At 50.5% G+C, this 19244-nt stretch carries 14 protein-coding genes and 2 riboswitches; of the genes, 7 read left to right on the plus strand and 7 right to left on the minus strand.

Annotation, left to right across the window (positions count from 1 at the left end; all coding sequences use genetic code 11):
* Nucleotides 1-31: 31 nt before the first annotated feature.
* The 3 genes from deoD to GQY55_RS09420 all read right to left on the minus strand — a co-directional run bounded on the left by deoD (nt 32) and on the right by GQY55_RS09420 (nt 3198).
* On the minus strand, nt 32-742 hold the full coding sequence (gene deoD / locus GQY55_RS09410) for a purine-nucleoside phosphorylase (RefSeq protein WP_160040522.1): 711 nt from the start codon (nt 740-742) through the stop codon (nt 32-34).
* A 132-nt stretch (nt 743-874) separates the two neighbouring features.
* The gene (locus tag GQY55_RS09415) at nt 875-2314 is read right to left on the minus strand and encodes a helix-turn-helix domain-containing protein (RefSeq protein WP_160040525.1); all 1440 of its coding nucleotides are present in this window, start codon (nt 2312-2314) and stop codon (nt 875-877) included.
* A 59-nt stretch (nt 2315-2373) separates the two neighbouring features.
* Nucleotides 2374-3198, minus strand: coding sequence for an alpha/beta fold hydrolase (locus tag GQY55_RS09420; protein WP_160040528.1), 825 nt, complete (start codon nt 3196-3198; stop codon nt 2374-2376).
* 160 nt (nt 3199-3358) lie between these two features.
* Nucleotides 3359-3520, minus strand: a riboswitch (cyclic di-AMP (ydaO/yuaA leader).
* Between the two features lie 74 nt (nt 3521-3594).
* A riboswitch (cyclic di-AMP (ydaO/yuaA leader) is annotated at nt 3595-3780 on the minus strand.
* Between the two features lie 449 nt (nt 3781-4229).
* On the opposite strand from GQY55_RS09420, the gene GQY55_RS09425 reads away from it, so the two are divergent.
* From GQY55_RS09425 to GQY55_RS09440, 4 genes are all read left to right on the plus strand, one after another.
* Complete coding sequence (locus GQY55_RS09425) at nt 4230-5081, plus strand: ABC transporter permease subunit (protein WP_236575523.1); 852 nt, start codon at nt 4230-4232, stop codon at nt 5079-5081.
* A 12-nt stretch (nt 5082-5093) separates the two neighbouring features.
* On the plus strand, nt 5094-5960 hold the full coding sequence (locus tag GQY55_RS09430; RefSeq protein WP_160040533.1) for a carbohydrate ABC transporter permease: 867 nt from the start codon (nt 5094-5096) through the stop codon (nt 5958-5960).
* 31 nt (nt 5961-5991) lie between these two features.
* A complete protein-coding gene (locus GQY55_RS09435; protein WP_160040536.1) occupies nt 5992-7545 on the plus strand; it encodes an extracellular solute-binding protein in 1554 nt (517 codons plus the stop codon).
* A 312-nt stretch (nt 7546-7857) separates the two neighbouring features.
* Nucleotides 7858-10065, plus strand: a complete 2208-nt coding sequence (locus tag GQY55_RS09440; RefSeq protein WP_236575512.1) for an AraC family transcriptional regulator — start codon at nt 7858-7860, stop codon at nt 10063-10065.
* Nucleotides 10066-10170: 105 nt separating this feature from the next.
* On the opposite strand, the gene GQY55_RS09445 is transcribed toward GQY55_RS09440, so the two are convergent.
* From GQY55_RS09445 to GQY55_RS09460, 4 genes are all read right to left on the minus strand, one after another.
* Nucleotides 10171-12411 carry a helix-turn-helix transcriptional regulator gene (locus GQY55_RS09445; protein ID WP_160040539.1) on the minus strand — a complete coding sequence of 747 codons (2241 nt, stop codon included), beginning with the start codon at nt 12409-12411 and terminating at the stop codon, nt 10171-10173.
* A 119-nt stretch (nt 12412-12530) separates the two neighbouring features.
* The gene (locus tag GQY55_RS09450; protein WP_160040542.1) at nt 12531-14186 is read right to left on the minus strand and encodes an extracellular solute-binding protein; all 1656 of its coding nucleotides are present in this window, start codon (nt 14184-14186) and stop codon (nt 12531-12533) included.
* A 29-nt stretch (nt 14187-14215) separates the two neighbouring features.
* Nucleotides 14216-15127, minus strand: a complete 912-nt coding sequence (locus GQY55_RS09455; protein ID WP_160040545.1) for a carbohydrate ABC transporter permease — start codon at nt 15125-15127, stop codon at nt 14216-14218.
* An 11-nt stretch (nt 15128-15138) separates the two neighbouring features.
* Entirely contained in the window at nt 15139-16071 is a 933-nt protein-coding gene (locus GQY55_RS09460; RefSeq protein WP_160040548.1) for an ABC transporter permease, read from the minus strand.
* Nucleotides 16072-16599: 528 nt separating this feature from the next.
* Between GQY55_RS09460 and GQY55_RS09465 the strand changes: the two genes are divergently transcribed.
* The 3 genes from GQY55_RS09465 to GQY55_RS09475 all read left to right on the plus strand — a co-directional run bounded on the left by GQY55_RS09465 (nt 16600) and on the right by GQY55_RS09475 (nt 19239).
* Entirely contained in the window at nt 16600-16947 is a 348-nt protein-coding gene (locus tag GQY55_RS09465; RefSeq protein WP_160040551.1) for a DUF2294 domain-containing protein, read from the plus strand.
* A gap of 176 nt (nt 16948-17123) precedes the next feature.
* Nucleotides 17124-18194 carry an ABC transporter substrate-binding protein gene (locus GQY55_RS09470; protein ID WP_160040554.1) on the plus strand — a complete coding sequence of 357 codons (1071 nt, stop codon included), beginning with the start codon at nt 17124-17126 and terminating at the stop codon, nt 18192-18194.
* Nucleotides 18195-18306: 112 nt separating this feature from the next.
* Nucleotides 18307-19239, plus strand: a complete 933-nt coding sequence (locus GQY55_RS09475; RefSeq protein ID WP_160040557.1) for a nucleoside hydrolase — start codon at nt 18307-18309, stop codon at nt 19237-19239.
* Nucleotides 19240-19244 lie beyond the last annotated feature (5 nt).

The raw sequence follows: 19244 nt of genomic DNA on the forward strand, positions 1-19244 counted from the left end.
AATGATTCACAATATTTTCGGATTCAAAACCTTACTCATCCGCGATGATGGTCTCGAGCGCGATTTTCGCCATTTGATTAAACGACTGCTCGCTGTCTTTATGCGCGGAACGCTCGTTCGTCAGCAGCTGGCTTCCCACCGTCAGGATGGACAATGCCCGAACTCCGTATTTTGCGGCCAGCGTATACAGCGCCGTGCTTTCCATCTCCACCGCCAGAACGCCGAACTCCATAAACTTATGGAGCCTTGCCAGCGTCTCCCTGTAAAACTCGTCGGAATTGTACACGTTCCCTACATGCACGTTTGCGCTGCGGCGAACGGACTCCTGATACGCCTTCAGCAGGAGGCCGAAATCGGCGGACGGCGCATAATTGCAGCCGAGGAAAATTTTCTCGGTCATGTTGCTGTCCGAAGAAACCGCCTGCGCAAGCACGATGTCCCGGATTTGCAGCTCCTTCTGCATCGCGCCGCATGTGCCGATCCGGATCAGCTTTTTCGCCCCGTAATCTTGAATCAACTCCGTGACGTAAATGCTTATCGACGGATTTCCCATGCCCGTCCCCTGCACCGAAACCGGCACTCCTTTATACAACCCGGTAAAGCCGTACATTCCCCTAACCTCGTTGTAACACCGAACGTCCTCCAGAAAATGTTCCGCCACGAATTTGGCGCGGAGCGGATCGCCCGGCAGCAGAACCCGTTCCGCGACGTCTCCGGCTTTGGCTCCCAGATGAATACTCATGCTGTATTTCCCCCTTGATTAAACTGGCGAGCGATTTCTGTTATCGCTTACAGTAGTCATCATAAAGGGATTCAGGCGCCGAAACTAGTCCAATTGCTGCCGTTGGAAACGGAAGAAAAAGGACCAGCCGTTTTACGCCATCAGCTCCTGGCGGATATTTTCCAGGTCCCTTTTCGTCGGTATCGTGGAAATGAGCACGACCGGCACGCTCGTCAACGAAACGGGCATCGTGCTGATCACGAAATCGATTTGCTGCTGCCTGATAATGTCATCGGTCAGCCCGTGCAAAATCGAGGTTTCGATCGTCAGGTCGTCGCCGATTTCCCGTTTGATCAAGTTTGCGACGTAATGCCGCACCGAAAATTCCTCGCCGATAATGAGAAATGCCTTTTTGCTTTTATACCGGAGGCTTGAACTGATCATAAACGTCAGCTTGGTCAAATGATAGTCATTGTACGCCAGCCCGGGAAAAAGCAGCTGCCACTCGCGCATGCATGCCGTTACCGCCGCGAAAATGGGCTGCTCGTTCTCCCGGATATACGCGGTCAGGTGGCTGTGCGAGACGGCCATCAGCTCGGGAATGGCGTTGTCGATGCGCAGCTTCTCCATGAATTCCCGGATTTCGGCCAAGAAACGGGGTCCGATGTTCAGCGCCGGGAAAGTTTCAGCCAAAATCGGAATTAGCAGGCCGGACATGCGGCTCTCTTCATCGTCTCCGCTTTCGGTTCCACCAGATTCTTCGTCCAGATGAGCAAAGCCGTCTTTGCCATGATACTGGCTCAAACTGAACATCGACTGTAAAAAATAAACCTCTTCGCGGGGGATAGCGACGCCGTACGTCTCCTCAAGCTTTTCCGACAGCTTCAAAACCGGATGAAAAAACGGATGCCGTTCCCACGCATAACCGCCGCTTTGCAGCGCGACCCGGTGCCCCTGCTTGACCCTTTCGAGCACGATCGCGATCAGGAAAGACAGGCTGCGTTTGGCATTCAAAAAATAAATCATGCCGTTTTCCCGCTCGAATGCCGAGACCCAGCCGTCGAGCCGTTCAAAATCGGCATTTGAAAAAGGCCATCCGGTGTAAGGACAAGCCTCGGTAAACAGTTTCCATAAAAAATACCGCACGTGGATTTCGTTTCCTTTCAGCGCCGGCGCGGAATACGTCATCCGAAGCTGAAACGGGCGCAGCTCCTCCCGGTTCAGATGGACGATCCATTTTTTGAAGGAAGAAAAGCTCATAAAAAGCTCTTCCGCGACCTCCTCCGCGGAGGTTTTGCCGTCATGCTCGAACAACAGCTGCATCAATCGAAAATAAGGCGTTTCCCGAAGCAGCGGTTCCAAAACTTCCTGAATGCTCGTGCCGTGCCGGTCCCGGCGGAACATGATGCCTTTTCCTCTGGATACCTCGATCCGCATGGACGGAGGCAGCAGGGAAACGGCCTCTTCGACGATTTTCCGGACGGATTTGCCGGATACGCCCAGCACGCTTTCCACCTCGGCGAACGTAAACCACCGCTCCTCCCGGTCCAGCAGCTTCAGCAGCGATTTCAGCTGCATATATTCTTTATTCATATCATCACCCTTACCGCCGATCATGCGTACCTTTTCATTGTTGCCGCCCAAGGCGGCTTTCAGCCCGAATGCTGCTGTTCCAACCGGAAAAGCTGCTGGTCGATCAAAAAATTAAGCAAAATGCGGTTAAACTCCAACGGCTGGCACAAATGGCTCGGATAAATCGCGTCCTCAATGACCGCTTTCTGGGCGCACGCGAACCATTCCACCGCTTTGTTCATCTGGTTGACGAACCATTCGCTTTGCCTGCCGGCCACGCATAAAACCGGCATCCGCAGCCGGGACAACCCGGAGTTGAAATCGGTCCGAAGCAAAGCCATCCGCTGTTTAACCGACTCGGTCGGCCGTTTATGAAACAGCTCGTTCCTCAATATGCTGTAGGCCGGAACCCACCGGTGATACGTTACGCGCAGCGACCGGAGAAAAAATTCGGCCGGTAGATAGTAGGAAATCCAACTGCAGGCCTCCAGCAGCTTCCAGATGCCGTTTTTTGTGCCGAAGGGTCCGCAAGGGCCGTAAAAATAACTGTCGACAAGCACCAGCGCGTTGACGCTGTCCGGGTAGGCTTCCGCAAACTTTTGCACAAGCAGGCTCCCGCTGGAACACCCGACAAGCGTCACTTTCGGAAGATTCAACTTATCCAGCAGCTCCTTCAAATCCCTGCATTGGGTGTCCACGATGTCCTCGACTTCAACATCTAATTTGCCCGAATTGCCGTAGCCCCTCAAATCAAGCACGATCACTTTCGCTCTTTTGCTGAAATATTCCACCTGCGGTTCGAACATATGATGGGATGAAAGATGACCGTGGATAAAAACGATCGGCACGCCGCTGCCATGCGTCTCGTAATAAAGCGATGTTCCGTTCACTTGTATGTTAGGCAACTTTCTTCTCCTCTCCGCGATCCGTTGTCTGACGATATCCTTCTCTATTCCAAACGAAATCTCGTTAATAATCGGCAAAACAAAAAAGCATGGAAAAGAGGAACCCTCTTTCCATGCTTCTTCAGGCAAGGCAAATAGACCTTGCTGCGCATGTATAAAAGCAGCCTCTCTTCTAACGCTTACGAGGTTAGCTGTCGGATTCGGACCCAAGAGTAGCCCTACTCGAATGCGATTTCGAGATTCACCCCATGTGACGAATGGCTGATCATCACGGCCGGTTCCCCCGTTTTCCGCCGAAACGGAAATTCAGCGAATCAAATGACGTTCAATTCGATTTTACGCACAGAAAAACACAGAGCAGGTACCCTGTGTTCGTTGACAACTCACAGTTTCACTCCTCTCTCATAGCGACGCTTACGAGGTTAGCTGTCGGATTCGGGCTGTGAGAGTTGCCCTACGGATTGGAATCTTTCCATCCGATTCACCCCAAGCATCCGGCTTCATCCCTTCATAAAGGATTGCATGCCGATGCCGATATGGTTCCCCCGCTTTTCGTGATTGAAAATTCAGCGTAATTCATCCATGAATCAAAGATATTACATAATGAATTGAATATACGCCTGAGCCGGCGAACTGTAAAGGTTGGTTACAATAGAATTCATGGCCTTTTTTATAGGTTTCGCTGGTTTCCGACCGCTAATCCTGCGTAATCATTCATTTACAACCGATAGCTTCTGTTTGCTTGGTTTATAATTCGTTCCTCTTTGTTATAACCAAGCGCTCTTCCGAGATCGATACAGAACTTGGCGGGAAAAATGAATACCTCCCCATCAGCCATATGAGAACTCCTTCGTACCAATCAGAACTATTCAAGGCTGTTGAACCGCTGCTACGATAATGGTGTCAAAGGGCATGTTCATCCAAATGGATCGCGGGGAGGTGAATGATTGAAACACTATCAAAGAGGGCAGCACGGATTTATTCATGAAGTCGTAAAGAACCGTTATCTGTATCTGCTTGCGCTTCCAGGCATGCTGTTCCTGCTTGTCTTTGCGTATACGCCGATGCTGGGACATTTGCTTGCCTTTCAGAATTACCGGCTTTCAGACGGTCTATTGGGAAGTCGATGGGTGGGATGGAGAAACTTCGAGTTTTTCTTTTCAACCAATGACTGGCTGCGCGTCACATGGAACACCGTATTTTTGAACGGGCTGTTTCTGGTGTTCGGTTTGGGGACGGCCGTCGTGCTCGCGGTGCTGCTGAATGAAGTCACGGTCAAATGGTTCAAAAAAACGGCACAGTCTTTCGTATTTTTGCCATACTTCATCTCTTGGCTGGTCGTTAGCATGATGGTGCAAACGATGTTCAGCTCATCCGAAGGGATGGTGAATCAGGCACTGGCCGCTCTCGGATTTAAAGGGGTGGATTGGTATCTGACTCCGGGGGTATGGCCCTATATTTTGACGTTCGTTTACGTGTGGAAAATAGCCGGCTACAATTCGATCATCTTTCTTGCTTCGATCACGGGCATTTCTTCCGAGTATTATGAAAGCGCCAAGCTGGAAGGGGCAAGCCGCTTTCAACAAATCCTATACATCACGCTTCCACTTTTGCGCCCCATTATCATCATTATGCTGCTTCTTGGGATCGGACGGATATTTTATGGAGACTTCGGCATGATCTATGCCCTGATCGGCGATGTCGGCGTCTTGTTCCCGACTACCGATGTGATCGATACGTATGCATACCGCGCACTACGGCAGATGGGCAACTTCAGCATGTCCTCCGCCATTGTTCTTTACCAGTCGTTTATGGGGCTCATCGCCGTTACGCTCTTCAATTGGCTGGCGCGTAAGATCGACCCGGACTCTAGATTGTTTTAAGGTGTGATAGAAATGCGAGAACGATTGTTTCTAGGTTTTGTGTATGTGCTGTTAAGCGGGTTTGCCCTGATTTGTTTCATCCCGTTTTGGATCGTATTGGTGAACTCCTTTGCCAATGAAACGTTCATTCAAACCTCCGGATATCAGCTGTTTCCGACTTCATTCAGCTTGAATGCCTACAAGATGCTCTTGTCGGGAGATCAGGTATTCCGAAGTTATGGCGTTACCTTGTTCGTTACGTTGACGGGAACGGTGCTTGGCGTTATTATTACGGCGTCCTATGCGTATGTTCTCAGCCACCCGAAGGTGAAATATCGGCATATCCTTTCCTTTTTAACCTTTTTCACGATGTTGTTTGGCGCAGGAATCGTTGGTTTTTACATACTCATCGCCAATTGGTTAAGCCTGAAGGATTCGTTGTGGGCGCTTGTCCTTCCGTATTTGCTGAATCCTTTTTATGCGTTCATTCTCGTATCTTATTTCCGTTCCTTGCCCTATGAACTCAATGAAGCGGCTACCGTGGACGGAGCGAATGATATTCGTATTTTCTTTCGCGTGATCTGGCCGATTTCGTTGCCCGTGATCGCCACGGTCGCATTGTTTTATGCGCTGCAATACTGGAATGACTGGTACCTGTCGCTTTTATTTATCGATAACTACAAGCTGCACCCGTTGCAAATGATGATCAGGCAGCTGATGTCCAACTTGAATGCGATGTCTTACGTCGGCGGCAGCCGGACGGAATATAACATTATCGTTCCGACGTACGGCATGCAGCTTGCCATTGTATGTATTACGATTGGTCCGATCGTATTCGTCTACCCGTTCGTGCAGAAGTATTTCATTAAAGGCATGACGCTGGGATCGGTTAAAGGTTAGGCCAGAATAATCATGTAGGGGGACCCGAAAAATGCGGTTGAAACGTTGGCTTTCGCTTTCATTCGTGCTGCTGTTGTCCTTATCTCTGATCATGGGCTGCTCGAAAGGGACAAATGAAACATCCGGCACGGACAACACAAAAGGAACTGAACCTGCAAGCACAAAATTGGAACCGGTTACGCTCAAAATCATGATCCCGGGCGACCGTCCGCCTGATATGGATCTTGTCATTGCAGAAGCCGAAAAACGGATGAAAGACACGATCAATGTCAAGCTGGATATCGTATTTGTGCCATGGGCCGACTTGGCGCAGAAGACGCAGGTAACGCTGGCTTCCGGGGAAAATATCGATCTGATCTTTGATGCGCCGTGGCTGCACATTAATCAAATGATTGCCGACGGTTACTACGAACCTCTCGACGACCTGCTCAAACAATATGGGAAAAATGTACTGGACAAACGTCCGCAGCAAATGTGGGAGGCAAACAAATACAGCGGTAAAATTATGGCTGTTCCGCTCGGGCTCTCTTATATGGAAGGCAACGCCTATATCATACGGAAAGACATTCGTGAGAAGTTAGGCATACCGCCGATCAAAACCTACAAGGATTTAATCGATTTTGCTTACAAGGTAAAGGAAAAGGAACCCGGCATTGCGCCGTTTATGGCAGCGGGAACGACGGGACAACAGACGTATTCCATCGTGGGTCTGCGAAGCCTGAACGATTATGATACCCATGTGCGCTTCACGCATGCGCTAGGAAGCAGCCTGGCCTTATACTACAAAAATAACGATGGCAAGGTTTACAACCTGTTCGAGGATCAGGAGCCGGTTTTGTCATGGATGAAGGATGCCAGACAGTTATACAAGGACGGGCTGGTATATAAGGACATCCTGGCCGCAAAAGACTTCATCCAGCCTTTTATGAGCGGGAAAGCGGCCATCGTTACGAAAGGTTCGTTTGGCACGGGGCTTTCCTTTGACCAACAGTTCAAGAGCAATGTTCCAAACGGCGATCTGGAAACCGTTACGTTCTTCAATCCGGCGAAAGGGGCCAATATTTCGAACTTCAAGCAGTGGAATTTCCTTGCGGTGCCGAAAGTCAGCAAAAACAAGGAACGTGCGGTCATGTTCCTGAACTGGGCCAATGAGAAGGAGAACTATGATCTGCTGTCCTACGGAATTCCAGGCAAGCATTGGGAGCCGGTTGGCGATAAGGAATATAAAATACTCGATACGAAGGGATATTCGCAGTTTGGGTATGTGTGGGTATGGAATCCCGTCGACGAGCGCTCGGATGCGGATGGAGACAAGACGTATGCGGACTTCGACGCCGTGCTCCGCGATGCCGACAGCTTTACGAAAGATATTTTGACCGGATTCGAATTCGATTCTTCCGCGGTTCAGAACGATCTAAGCCAATACAATACGGTCGAGGCCAAATATTATCCTGCACTCGTCAATGGCGTTCTTGATCCGGAGGAAACATTGAAGAAATTCGAAGCCGAAGCCGGCCCTTCCTTAAAACGCATCCAACAGGAATTGCAGAAACAAATCGATGCTTTCCTGGCGGCCAAAAAGTAGTTGCTGATTTTCCAACCATACACAAATGGAACCCTCCATAGAAGATGCGGGGATGATCCGCATGACCGGCACCTCTTCTTGCTGCCGAACGTCGCCAACCAAGCCGCCGGCACCAGCCGAAGAACCGCGCGTTCTTCCTGGTGTCGGCGGCTTTTATGGGATTCCCTCCCTTACATGCTCCCGTGGATCGGTCAAACGAGAACTAAAACAGGCAAACGAGAACTAGGCAGAAACTCAGGACTAAGCTATGATAAAACTCAAACCGAATGCAACTTTTCTTGGCGAAGTGGGAAGGGAGGCGACAATCGCGACATGAGACCGCTGTTCAAATCGACGTATGTGCGCATTTTTTTATGGAGCTGCATCTTGATTACCGTCATTATCATCCCGTTCTCGTTGTTCCTCGTTCAGCGATTTTCGGATTATGCCTCCTCGCAGATCGGATATATCAACCGGGACAGAATCGAAGAAACGTTGGACCGGACGGAATTCATCCTGGCGAAACTGAAATGGTACGGCTTGAACATGTACGAAGATCAGACCATCCAAAACTGGATTTATTCCAAGGGCGACGATCCACTGCTCGATGCCGCAGCCCTTCAAACTTTGTCGAAGTATTTATCGAAGGAATCTTTTTTTGAAGGCGCTTACCTTTTTAATATGCGCCGGGAAAAAGTGATGGATTTCAAAGTCGGCCTTCTTCCGTTCAGCGAGTTTTCCGATCAGGTCATATTGGAGCGGGTTAAACGGCAGGATCCTTTCCTGCTTCGCTACTTTCATTACGAATCGGGAGGAAAATCGTACATATCATTGGTGATCCCGCCATCATACGTCAAGAAGGAGCATTACGGATATTTGGTCGTGCTGTTGAACGCTCAAGTATTGCAGAACTATCTCCTATCAGGGGAAGGTTCGGAGGAAAGCGACACGGATTATCGGGTGACGCTCATCGACCGTTCCGGGCAGGCCGTTCTGGGGCAGACGGATGAAAACGTAATGGAAAGCGTTAGAGATGCGCGAACGGGGGCCAAAAAGGGCTCATACGAGCTGAAAGCGGACGGACAGACGTTATACGTGAACTATGCCGATTTGGATTCCCAAGATTGGACGCTGTACTCCTTGTCCGGGATGGAACAATTCCGCCAGCAAGTAACCCGCTTTCAAGAGACGATCGTGTTGGGATCGATCCTCCTCCTGATCGTGCTGCTGCTCGCCGTGCTTTGGAATTCGCATGTTTTTTTCAAACCTTTCCGGACTCTGGCCGCTCAAATCCATGGCAAGCACGGCGTTCAGGCCAAAAGCGATATGGACGCGATCCGGCAAAGCGTCGTTTTATTGCGGGATCATTCCCCGCTGATCAAGAGCGAATATTTGCGGCGATGGATTCTGCAGGGCAGGCTGGGCAACAGTGCATGGGAGACCCTTTCCCGCGAATCCGACATCCTCGAATTCGAATGGATCCGGATGGCCGTCGTCAAAATCGATGCTTTTTACGAAACGACGGAGCGTTACGATTTTGCCTCCCAGAGGCTTTTGAAATACGCCATCGGCAACATTGCGGAAGAAGTGTTAAGCGCTAAGGACCGCGCGATCGAGGTGGTCGATTTCGGCGACGATCACCTGCTTCTCCTTGTGGGCATGGCCGATCAAGCAGCTGACTTCATGGATGATTTGGGCCAACTGAGCCGGATGGTAAACAGGTTTATTCAGCTCAAAATTACCATTGCATGCAGTTCCGTCAGGCATGTCCGCGATGACCTGCGCACCGTTTACGACGATTTATGCGAATTGACGTTGCTTAAATTCTTAAGCGGCGACGACAAAATCTACACCGAACAAGAATATGAGCGCTACGCGGATTTGCCTTATCAGCCGGACGACACCTTGCTGGACCTCCTCATTCAGTCGATTCGCTCCGGCAAGGAGGAATCATCCTTCCAACTGCTGGAGCAGTGGTTTGCTCGTTTGCAGACGATGAAATATTCCGAATGTCAATTCCAATTGAAATTGATGTTTTTTTCCTTCGTCAAATCCTTTAGCAAACTCACTACCGTACATAACGTCAAGGGCATAGAAAATCATCTCAAAAAATTCGCGACGCTCGAAGACATCCATCTATGGATGAAAACCGAAATTTCCCGCATCATTTCCCTGCTCGGCGACCAGAAAAGCTTGAACCGCAAAGGAAAAGTCGTGGAGGAAATGATCGAGTATATTCGATACCACATTCACGATCCAAGACTATCCGTCGAAAGCATCGCCGATCACATCGAGTTGTCCGCCAAATACTCTCGTCAGTTGTTTCTCGACCATTACGGGATGTCGCTATCCAATTATATTTTGAATATGCGGATCGAAAAGGTAAAGGAATTGCTCACGAAGACCGACATGAGCGTTGCCGAAATCGCGCAGCAAGCCGGGTTTCAGACGAAAAGCCATTTTTTTACCGCCTTCAAAAAAGCGACCGGCATGACGCCGGCCCAATATCGTTGTCGGCGGATGGACGAGGTGAGCGGTTAGGCGGTTAGGGGGGAAAATAAAAACAACGCAAGGCCCTCCCCCAAAAGGGAGCGGCTTTGCGTCGTTTTTTTTTGCTAGCTCCAGCCTTCCTTTCTTATCGCCCGTTTACATCGCCGAATCCACGTATTCATCCGGCTTGATCCCTTCATACCGCGCGAAGGCGCGTTTGAACGAATAGACGTTTTCGTAGCCTACCCGGCGGGCGATGACGTCCATGCCGAATTTTTTCTCCCGCAGCAGCTCCTTGGCCGTTTCCATCCGAAGCCGGCACACATAATCGTAAAAGTTGATGCCGGACACCTCCTTGAATATTTTGGAGACGTTCGAAACCGACATGCCGCACATTTCCGCCAGCATCTTCAGCGAAAGATCGGGGCTCGTGTAGTTTTGGTTTACGAATTGCAGAAGCTCGCTGCCGACGGCAAGCGACGGGGACGTATTGGCATACCGCTTCCGCTCGCAGATCAACGTGCCGACCTCCAACACGCAGCTCCACATCTCCTCCATTTCTCCCGCTCCCGCCCTGCTTGCGAATTGTTTGGCGTAAATGCATGTATCCAGATTCAGCTCATGAAGGACCCTCAGCAGCGTTTCCATCAATAACGAGACCAGTTTGACCTCGCTTGATTCGGGCAGCTCCCGTTTTTTGTTTTCCGCAGCGATTTCATGCAAAATTTGCATCGTGGTATCCAGGTTTCCGATCTTCAGGTTATTGACCAGCTGGACTTCCCAATCCGTCGGGTAATAGTAATCGACACCCGCTTGAACCGCCTCCTCCTGCTGCACCGGAAGGTGCTCCCGCGAAAAAATCGTATACTGCAATCTTTCATTGGCCGCATAATACGATTTGCTGATGCCGACCACCCCCTTCTCCACCGTTCCGCAGAAGACATCCGGCCGAAAACCGCAAGCCTGCTCGATCTCCCCCGAGATTTCGGACGCGATCCGTTCCAGCAGACGATCGTCCCCGAACGGGTTTACGGAGGAAAGAATCAGCGCTTTATCCGCATTGGTCACCTCAAACAGCTCGTAATCCACACGATGACGCTTCATCGCCTGTTCAACGATCACGATCGTGATCATTTCGATTTTGCGGATTTTTTCCATGTCGGAAACATCGCGGATGGCGTAAAAGCTGACCAGCATCGTGCAATAATGCATGTCGTCGGTATACCCGATGCCGAATTTTTTCAATCCGTTCATCTGCTGATCGTCCGCAAAGTACCCTTTCAGCAGGCGAAGAAACAGGTTCGACCTCGCGGCGCTTTCGTAGTCCTGCATCGTTTGCTGAAGGTTTTTGTTTTCGAGCAGCAGCCGGTCAAACGATTTTTCGATATAGCTGTATTCCGATCCGGAAATTGAACCGCCGTTTTTGCCCTCTTCAAACCGGACCGCCGCGGAAAGCTTGTTCAGCAGGGCGCCGAGCGGACGGTAACTGACCTTGGCCAGCAAAAAGGCCGCCAAAGCCCCAAGACCGGCGGAAATGGCAATGGCAAGCAGCGAACCGAATAGATTGTTGATGCCGATCACGCCGGTATCCGCGTAAGTGATCGCATACCGCAAATCGCTTGCCCTGGAAGGCAAAACCAGCTCATAACTGCGCGAACGTTCCGGATGGCCGGCGGAGTCATTCCGCGTCTGACGGTAAAGCAGAGAGCCTTGCGACGAAATGGCGATGGCCTTCGATTCGATCCCTCCGAAACGATGCATATAGTCCGAGAAGTAAGCGCTATCAATAAAAAGGACCAAAACGGCGCGGGGATGGTTGACGACCTCCAGGCTTTGCAGTACGGGAATGACCCGCTTGCCGTTGCCCCATAATTTCATGTCCGCAGGCGGCATGATCTTGAAATACTGCTGCTGCGACAAAACATGCTGAAGTTTTTGCTTGGTATCTCCGTCGAAAACGGCGACGCCCTTAAAAAAGTCTTCTTCCGGATAGACGCCCCATTGCGTCAAGACCTGCCGTTTCTCCGGGAAAACGACCATGCCGAAGGAGAGGATGCCAAGCGAATTGAAGCCGTTATCCAAGCTTTTGCGAATCTCCAGCATCTTGAGCATGTCGAATTCCTGATCGTATACGTTCGTATTTTGCATCAGCTTTTTGACCCAGGCTTCGTTGCCCAGCATCTTGCCCATGTTTTTCAGCTCGTTCAGCTTACTGTCGACCAGATCCGCAATCCGTTTGGCGTCGGCCGCATGTTTTTGGTGCTGCTGTTGCTTTTCCTCCATCATGTTCCGCTGCACGTTGAGCGCGCTGAACACGATGATGGGAATGATCAGGATCGCGGTATACGACAAAAAGATGTTGCGGAACGTTCCGCTTCCGAAACCTTTATAGCGCAAAACAACCCCTCCTCCGGTTGGTATGACGCGAACGCAAAAAGCAAAAGCAGGAAAACGGCCGAACTTTTCGCGTTTTTGCGAAAAACCGCCATTTTCCCCGTTGGATGTTGCCGAAAACGTTACTGGATGCTGTTGTATCTGTCAAGCAGCTGCTGGTTGATTTCAATCAAATCATCCAGCCCGAGCTTCTTCAGCTCGGAAATATATTGATCCCAATTGTCGAGCGATTTTTGACCAAGAGCAAGCTTGGTCGCAAGCTCCTGCGAGTACGTTGTCAAGTTGGTCAAAATTTTCGTTTTCTTTTCGAGCTGCTGATCGTCCGGGATGGCCAAATACATGTCGTTCATGTTGACGAAATACGGCTTATAGTTCAGTATGTTTAACTCGTTTTCCGTTTTGTACTGAGGTTTGTCGATCAGCTCAAACTCGAGGTTGGCGAATTGGACGCGGGGGAAAACGGTGTCCCCAAACAGCTGACGGCCTGTGGCCTGCCCCATTTTGGCCAGCTCTTCTTCCGATACATTGTTGATATATACTTTTGCCCCGTTGCCGTCCTTTTTGTACGTTTGACCTTCAATTCCCCAATACAGAAGATCTGCGTATTTGTCCGAGTAGATCGTGTCGAAAAACTTGATCGCGGCTTCCACATCCTTGCAGTCTTTCGTAATCGCATATTTCTGCCATACGAGGAACGGCGGTTCCAATTGTGCCGCTGGTGTGATGTTGTCAACGGCTTGGAGCGGCATGAGCGGCAGGAATTCGCCGCCGCCATTGATCGTCGGCTCCTGATACGTTTCCAAATTGTAGTCGGTTAAGGAAGCGACCTGGTTTTCCGTCATCTTTTGCTGTTTTTGCTCCCCTGTCGCCCCGATCAGGCTCGTATCGAGAACGCCTTCTTTTACTAACTGCTGCAGGTAGCGGAAGTAATCCTTAATGCCGTCTTGATACCATGGGGATACCACTTTTTTGTTTTCGACGTCCACCGCCGTAATATCCGTGCCAAGCCCGAACCATTGAGCGATAGCGCCGTTAAACGCGCTTGGATCGTAAACGAGAACTTCGTCCGGCTTGCCGTCTCCGTTGGCATCCTTATCCCGGAATGCTTTTAAGGTTTGCAAATATTCCGCGGCAGTTGCAGGAACCGGGAGATTCAACTTATCCAGCCAGTCTTTGCGGAGCAGCATGGTCAAAGAAACGGGAGCCGGTGTATTTCCCTGGTATGTTTTTTTGTGAAGATTGCTAAACCAGTACATTTTGCCGTCAGGCGATGTCGTCGATTTTTTGGCGAACGGCATTTCCTCGTTGTACATTTTTTTGATGTTGCCGTTGCTGTACTTCTCGATGAGCGGATTCAGATCAAGCAATACGCCCTGCTTTGCCAAATTCAGCACCGTCGTGTTATCCAGAGCCGAGATATTCACGATGTCGGGAAGAGAGGAGCCGGAAGCCATCCGGGTTTGGATGGTCACTTTGTATTGCTCTGCCGGAACCAGCTCGTAATCCAATTGCAAACCGGCATCGGCGAGCATCTTGTCGACTTCTTTCCATACCGGATACTTCTCCCTGTCCTCGAATTTGATATATTTGTTCGATCCGGCTGGCCCGAGCAGTCGAAGCTTGCCGGTTTTCTGCCCGGTTTCGGCGTTGCCGCCGGCTTCCTCCTTTTTGCCGTCTGCGCCGCTGCCGTTACTGCCGCCGCCATTGCAAGCGGTTGCAGATGTGATTAAAACAACCGCCATCAGAGCGGATACGAATGGTTTTTTCCACTTTTTCAATGCGTTTTCCCCCTTTGAATGGTCTCAGCCTACTCTTTCAACGAGCCAAGAAGCGCTCCTTTGATGAAATACTTCTGGAAGAACGGATATGTGAAAATGACGGGCAGCGTGGTGAACACGATGATGGCGTATTTCAACTGGATGTTGGAGAGCATGTTGGCCACCGCATGTTTCGTATCCTCCAAGGATAACATTTTCAAATCCACCGATTGCTGCACGACGACGCGGTACAAATACATTTGCAGCGGATGCAGCTTTTCGTTCGGCAAATACACAAGCGCGTCAAACCAGCTGTTCCAAATGCCGACGACCGAATAAATGGCGATCACCGCCAAAATCGGTTTGGAAATGGGCAGAATTACGCGGAATAGCAGCTGCAAATGGGAAGCGCCGTCGATAAAAGCCGATTCCTTGAGTCCATCCGGAATGGTCGTGAAAAAGGTTCTGACGAGAATGATGTTCCAAATGCTGACCATGCCGGGGATGATCACCGCAAACATCGTATTGTACATTCCAAGCTTGTTGACAAGCAGATAGGAAGGAATCAACCCGCCTCCGAAATACATCGGGATGAGCAGAAAGGCGACCAGCCATTTCCGCCCTTTCAGCGTGCGCACCGTTAGCGGATATGCGCCTAATACAGCCGTAAGGCAGTTCAACAACGTCCCTGCGGCAACGTAGATGAGCGTATTCGAGTATGCCCACCACATTTTCGTATCGCTGACGATCAGTTTATAGGAATCGAGAAAAAATCCTTTCGGGTACCAAAACACGTTCATGGCCGCCACTTCCTTCGGCGAACTGATGGACATGATGATGACGAGATAAAAAGGATACAGCGTAATGATGCAAATGACGAGCGCAAGCGCATACAAAATAATGTCGACGGCAACAGAGCCCTGCTTGATCTTGTTCGGATTTCTTCTGACCGAGGCGGCCATCGTACTCCCCCTTACCATAAGGCGTAATCGGAATATTTGCGGCTGAGCGAATTGGCGATGTACAGCAGCGTGAAGTTAATGAGCGAAATAAACAGACCGACTGCGGTACCCGAGCTGAAATTTCCGCCCAGCAGGCCGTCGCGGTACAGATATGTGCCGATGACATCCGCCGTCTCGTATACCATCGGGTTGTAGATAAGCAGGATGAACTCGCTGTTTGCCGAAAGCAGATTGCCGATCGCGAAGATAAGCAAAATAAAAATCGTCGGCCGGATGGACGGCAGCGTAATATGGAGCATTTGCTTGAAACGGTTTGCGCCGTCCATTTTGGCCGCTTCATATAAATGAGGATCGACGGAGGACATGGCCGCCAAATACAAAATGCTGCTCCATCCGAACGACTTCCAAATGCTTGTGATCGTATAAATGGCCGGAAAATATCCCGGTTCCGTATTCAGCGCCACCGGCGTCCCGCCAAACAGCTTGACGATGGCATTGACGATCCCGTCCGTATTGATGAAGGACAGCACCATGCCCGCCACGACGACGTTCGAAATGAAGTGGGGCAAATAACTGGCCGTCTGCACGTATTTTTTGAATACGCCGCTCTTCAATTCGTTCAGCAGCAGGGCGAACAGAATCGGCACCCAGAAACCGAACACGAGGAAATAAAAGCTGAGCAAAAACGTGTTCCGCATCAGTCTGCCGAAATACGGGCCGTTAAAAAAATCGATGAAATGCTGAAAGCCCACCCAATCGGTTTCATGCAGCGAGAAAAAAGGTTTTCCCGGGTAATAATTTTGAAAAGCGATGATCACTCCGTACATCGGAATGTAGCTGAATATAAAAATATGGATCAGAACGGGAAGCATTATCAAGTACAGCTGCATATTGTCGCGCCATCGGAACGACATACGCTTGCCTGGTTGTCGGACGGCTTTCATGACCTTCCCCTTTCCCTTTCCCAAAGTCTCGCGGATGAAAGCGGGCCCGCCTTCCGCTGGATTCATCATAATTGGCCTTTTCAAACGAAGGCAAGCAACATTTTTTGATCGGGTTCGCAATATTTTCGCGGGTTTGGGCGGTGGGCCAGAAGATTGCAGGAATTCCCCGTTATTTCAAGGTTTGAGGGAGATTTTAACCATTGGTGTTTTTTTGAATGCCGCTCTATTCGCTCGTTGTCCAGGATCGATATTCCTTTGATAGATGCGCATGTCCCATGTTTTAAGAAGCCGTTCGCCAAAATAAATCTGAGACTCTCGCTATCTATCCGATGGCATTCATATCGGCATAAATAGCTTCCATTGCATGGAAAGTTCGTAATTGGAACATTTAAAGGGTGCTATTTGCCGAAAACAAGTGACATAATACATAAAATCCGAACAATACCTTGATAAATCCTCGTTTTTTTTGTATTATAAATCTCGTGAACTCCTTATCACCAAAAATAATTCAAAGTTTGAAGGTGACCGATGGTTCATTCCGATTCCAATGAATTCAAACAGAAGCTGAGCCAGGTATATAATGAAGTCTCAAAGGAATTGTTTGGCTTCGGAACTTCTTTATTGAAGACAAGCGTTCAACCCGAGGCGATCACGTTATATGCCCGGCATCGTCGCTCCCCCCGTTCCACTGTGCTTGAGGGCGAGGTTCCGGCTTTGAAATACGAAGTCGACTTTTACATGTCGATGATTTACAAGAAAAAGCTGAAAACCCGCTTGGAAGACGAGCTGGGATTGCGTATCGAAGTTTTGCTTCGGGATTACGATCCCGCCACGCAGTGGGCAGTCACGAACATACTTTTACAGACCGATTCATAACCGCGGCGCTTTCCTTTTGATTTATCTTAAGGACTGCCCGTTGCCTGGAAACGAAACGGATGCCGCTCTTTCTTTGTTTACAATGAAAAAGCGCTCTAGTTAGAGATTTTTTCTACCTAGGGCGCTTTTCTTTTTTATCATAACGCTTTTTTAAAAACACATGGGAGTGAATCATTGTGAAAAAAACATGGATCAAAGGTTTTCTCGCTTGCAGCCTGTCCGCGCTCGTGCTGGCCGGATGCGGAAGCAACGGCAAAAACGGGGCTGAAGGAGATTCGTCCGGCGCCAAGCAGCAAAAACTCGTCATTTCGACTTGGGGTTTCGCGGAAGACTTCTATAATAAGGAAGTTTATGAGCCGTTCGAAAAAGCGCACAACGTGAAAATCGTGCTGGAAACAGGCAATAACGCCGACCGCCTAAGCAAAATCCTTCAGGGAAGCTCCGACGTCGACGTGATTTACCTCTCGGATTATTATGCGCAGCAGGGCATCGAAGCAGGCGCCTTCGAAAAAATCGACCGCAGCCGCTTAAAAAACCTGGACAACGTGTATGACATCGCCAAAGCGCCAAACGGCGAAGACTACGGCCCTGCCTACACGATCGGCCAGCTGGGAATCGCTTACGATCCCAAAGCCGCCGGAACGAAAATCGAGGCCTGGAGCGACCTGTGGAAGCCCGAGCTGAAAGGCAAACTGACGATGCCGAGCATTACGTCCACCAGCGGTCCGATGATGGTCGACGCCGCATCGAAGGTGGCGGGCGCCGCGGAATTTAACGAAGATCAAGCGTTCGAACGGTTGACCGCACTGAATCCGGGCGTCGTGAAGTACTACAGCAAAACTTCCGAATTCGTCAACATGTTCACGCAAGGCGAGGCGTCCGCCGGCCCGATCATGCAGATGTATGTGGGCGACCTGCAAAAAGCCGTGCCGGGCATCGAATTCGTGACGCCGAAAGAAGGCGCTTATGCCATCATCAATACGCTGAACGTCGTCAAAGGAAGCAAAAACAAGGAACTGGCGGAAGAATTCATCGACTGGCAGCTCAGCCAAGAGGTACAGGAAAAAGCGGCAAAAGCCAAAGTCGACTCCCCTGCCAACAAAAACGTCAAACTGTCGACGAAAGAAGCCGTAGGCGTAACCTACGGGGCGGATGTCGTCGAGAAGCTGCAAAAGCTTGATATGGCGTTCGTCAACAGCCATCTCAAAGCATGGACCGACCGTTTTAACCGCGAGGTTACCCGCTAAGCGGCAAGCGGTTCAATTACGGGCAGCATATACCGGCAGGGGCTGCTTGCCCCTGCCTTTTTGAAGATATAAGGGAGCCATAAGTTTACCCGGTCCAGAAAGGGGAATCCATGTGAAAAAAACGATATTGGACGTCGATACCGGCATCGACGACGCGCTTGGCATCATGCTTGCGATCCGGAGCGGCGAGCTTGACGTGCTGGGCATTACAACGGTGAACGGCAACGTGTCGCTGGAGACGGCGACAAACAATACATGCAAAATTTTGGAGCTGATCGACGCCGCGCCCTCCATCTCCGTATACCCCGGGGCATCCCGTCCGCTCATGCGCGGCAGTCTGTTCGAACACCGGGTTCACGGGCAGGACGGGCTGGGCGGCGCTTTGGCCGAAATGCGCCCTGCCGATCGCGTCGACCGGAGCCTTTTCGGTCCCGATTTTATCATCGAGCAGGTCCGGCGTTTTCCGGGTGAGGTGACGCTGATCGCTACCGCGCCGCTGACCAACGTCGCGCTGGCATTGGCCAAATATCCGCCGCTTGTCCATGAACTGAAGGAAATCGTCGTGATGGGCGGCGCGGTTCAAACGTACGGCAATATCACGCCCGTGGCGGAATACAACATGCATGTCGATCCGGAGGCGGCCAAACTCGTCTTCCAGGCAGGGTTTCCGCGCCTGCTCATGGTCGGTCTGGACGTGACCCGGACAGCCCTGCTGACCCGCGAACATATCGACGCCATGGGAACTTCCGCAATAGCCGATTATGTCCGCGCCAGCACAGCGGATTACATGAAACGCTATTGTGAGCGAAACGGCGTCCAGGCATGCGCCATGCATGACCCGCTGGCCGTCGGGGCCGCCATCTGGCCCGAAATGGTTCGTTCCGCCCGGCATTATGTCGACGTGGAGACGAAAAGCGAGCTGTGCGACGGTCAGACGGTATGCGATTTTCAAAACCGTCTGCAGCGGGAGCCCAATGTTGACGTTTGCCTGGAGGCCGATTCGGATGAATTCATAAGCCGCTTTATCGACGTTCTCCGCGGCTGATTTTA

It is taken from the genome of Paenibacillus sp. USDA918EY, from assembly GCF_009870825.1.
GTDB classification, from domain to species: domain Bacteria; phylum Bacillota; class Bacilli; order Paenibacillales; family Paenibacillaceae; genus Paenibacillus_AQ; species Paenibacillus_AQ albilobatus.

Bases quoted from the DNA above. Each gene is read 5' to 3' on its own strand.
- GQY55_RS09430 (WP_160040533.1), top strand. From the start codon at position 5,094: ATGCGAGAACGATTGTTTCTAGGTTTTGTGTATGTGCTGTTAAGCGGG.
- GQY55_RS09455 (WP_160040545.1), bottom strand. From the start codon at position 15,127: ATGGCCGCCTCGGTCAGAAGAAATCCGAACAAGATCAAGCAGGGCTCT.
- GQY55_RS09415 (WP_160040525.1), bottom strand. From the start codon at position 2,314: ATGAATAAAGAATATATGCAGCTGAAATCGCTGCTGAAGCTGCTGGAC.
- GQY55_RS09435 (WP_160040536.1), top strand. From the start codon at position 5,992: ATGCGGTTGAAACGTTGGCTTTCGCTTTCATTCGTGCTGCTGTTGTCC.
- GQY55_RS09440 (WP_236575512.1), top strand. From the start codon at position 7,858: ATGAGACCGCTGTTCAAATCGACGTATGTGCGCATTTTTTTATGGAGC.
- GQY55_RS09460 (WP_160040548.1), bottom strand. From the start codon at position 16,071: ATGAAAGCCGTCCGACAACCAGGCAAGCGTATGTCGTTCCGATGGCGC.
- deoD (WP_160040522.1), bottom strand. From the start codon at position 742: ATGAGTATTCATCTGGGAGCCAAAGCCGGAGACGTCGCGGAACGGGTT.
- GQY55_RS09465 (WP_160040551.1), top strand. From the start codon at position 16,600: ATGGTTCATTCCGATTCCAATGAATTCAAACAGAAGCTGAGCCAGGTA.
- GQY55_RS09425 (WP_236575523.1), top strand. From the start codon at position 4,230: ATGCTGTTCCTGCTTGTCTTTGCGTATACGCCGATGCTGGGACATTTG.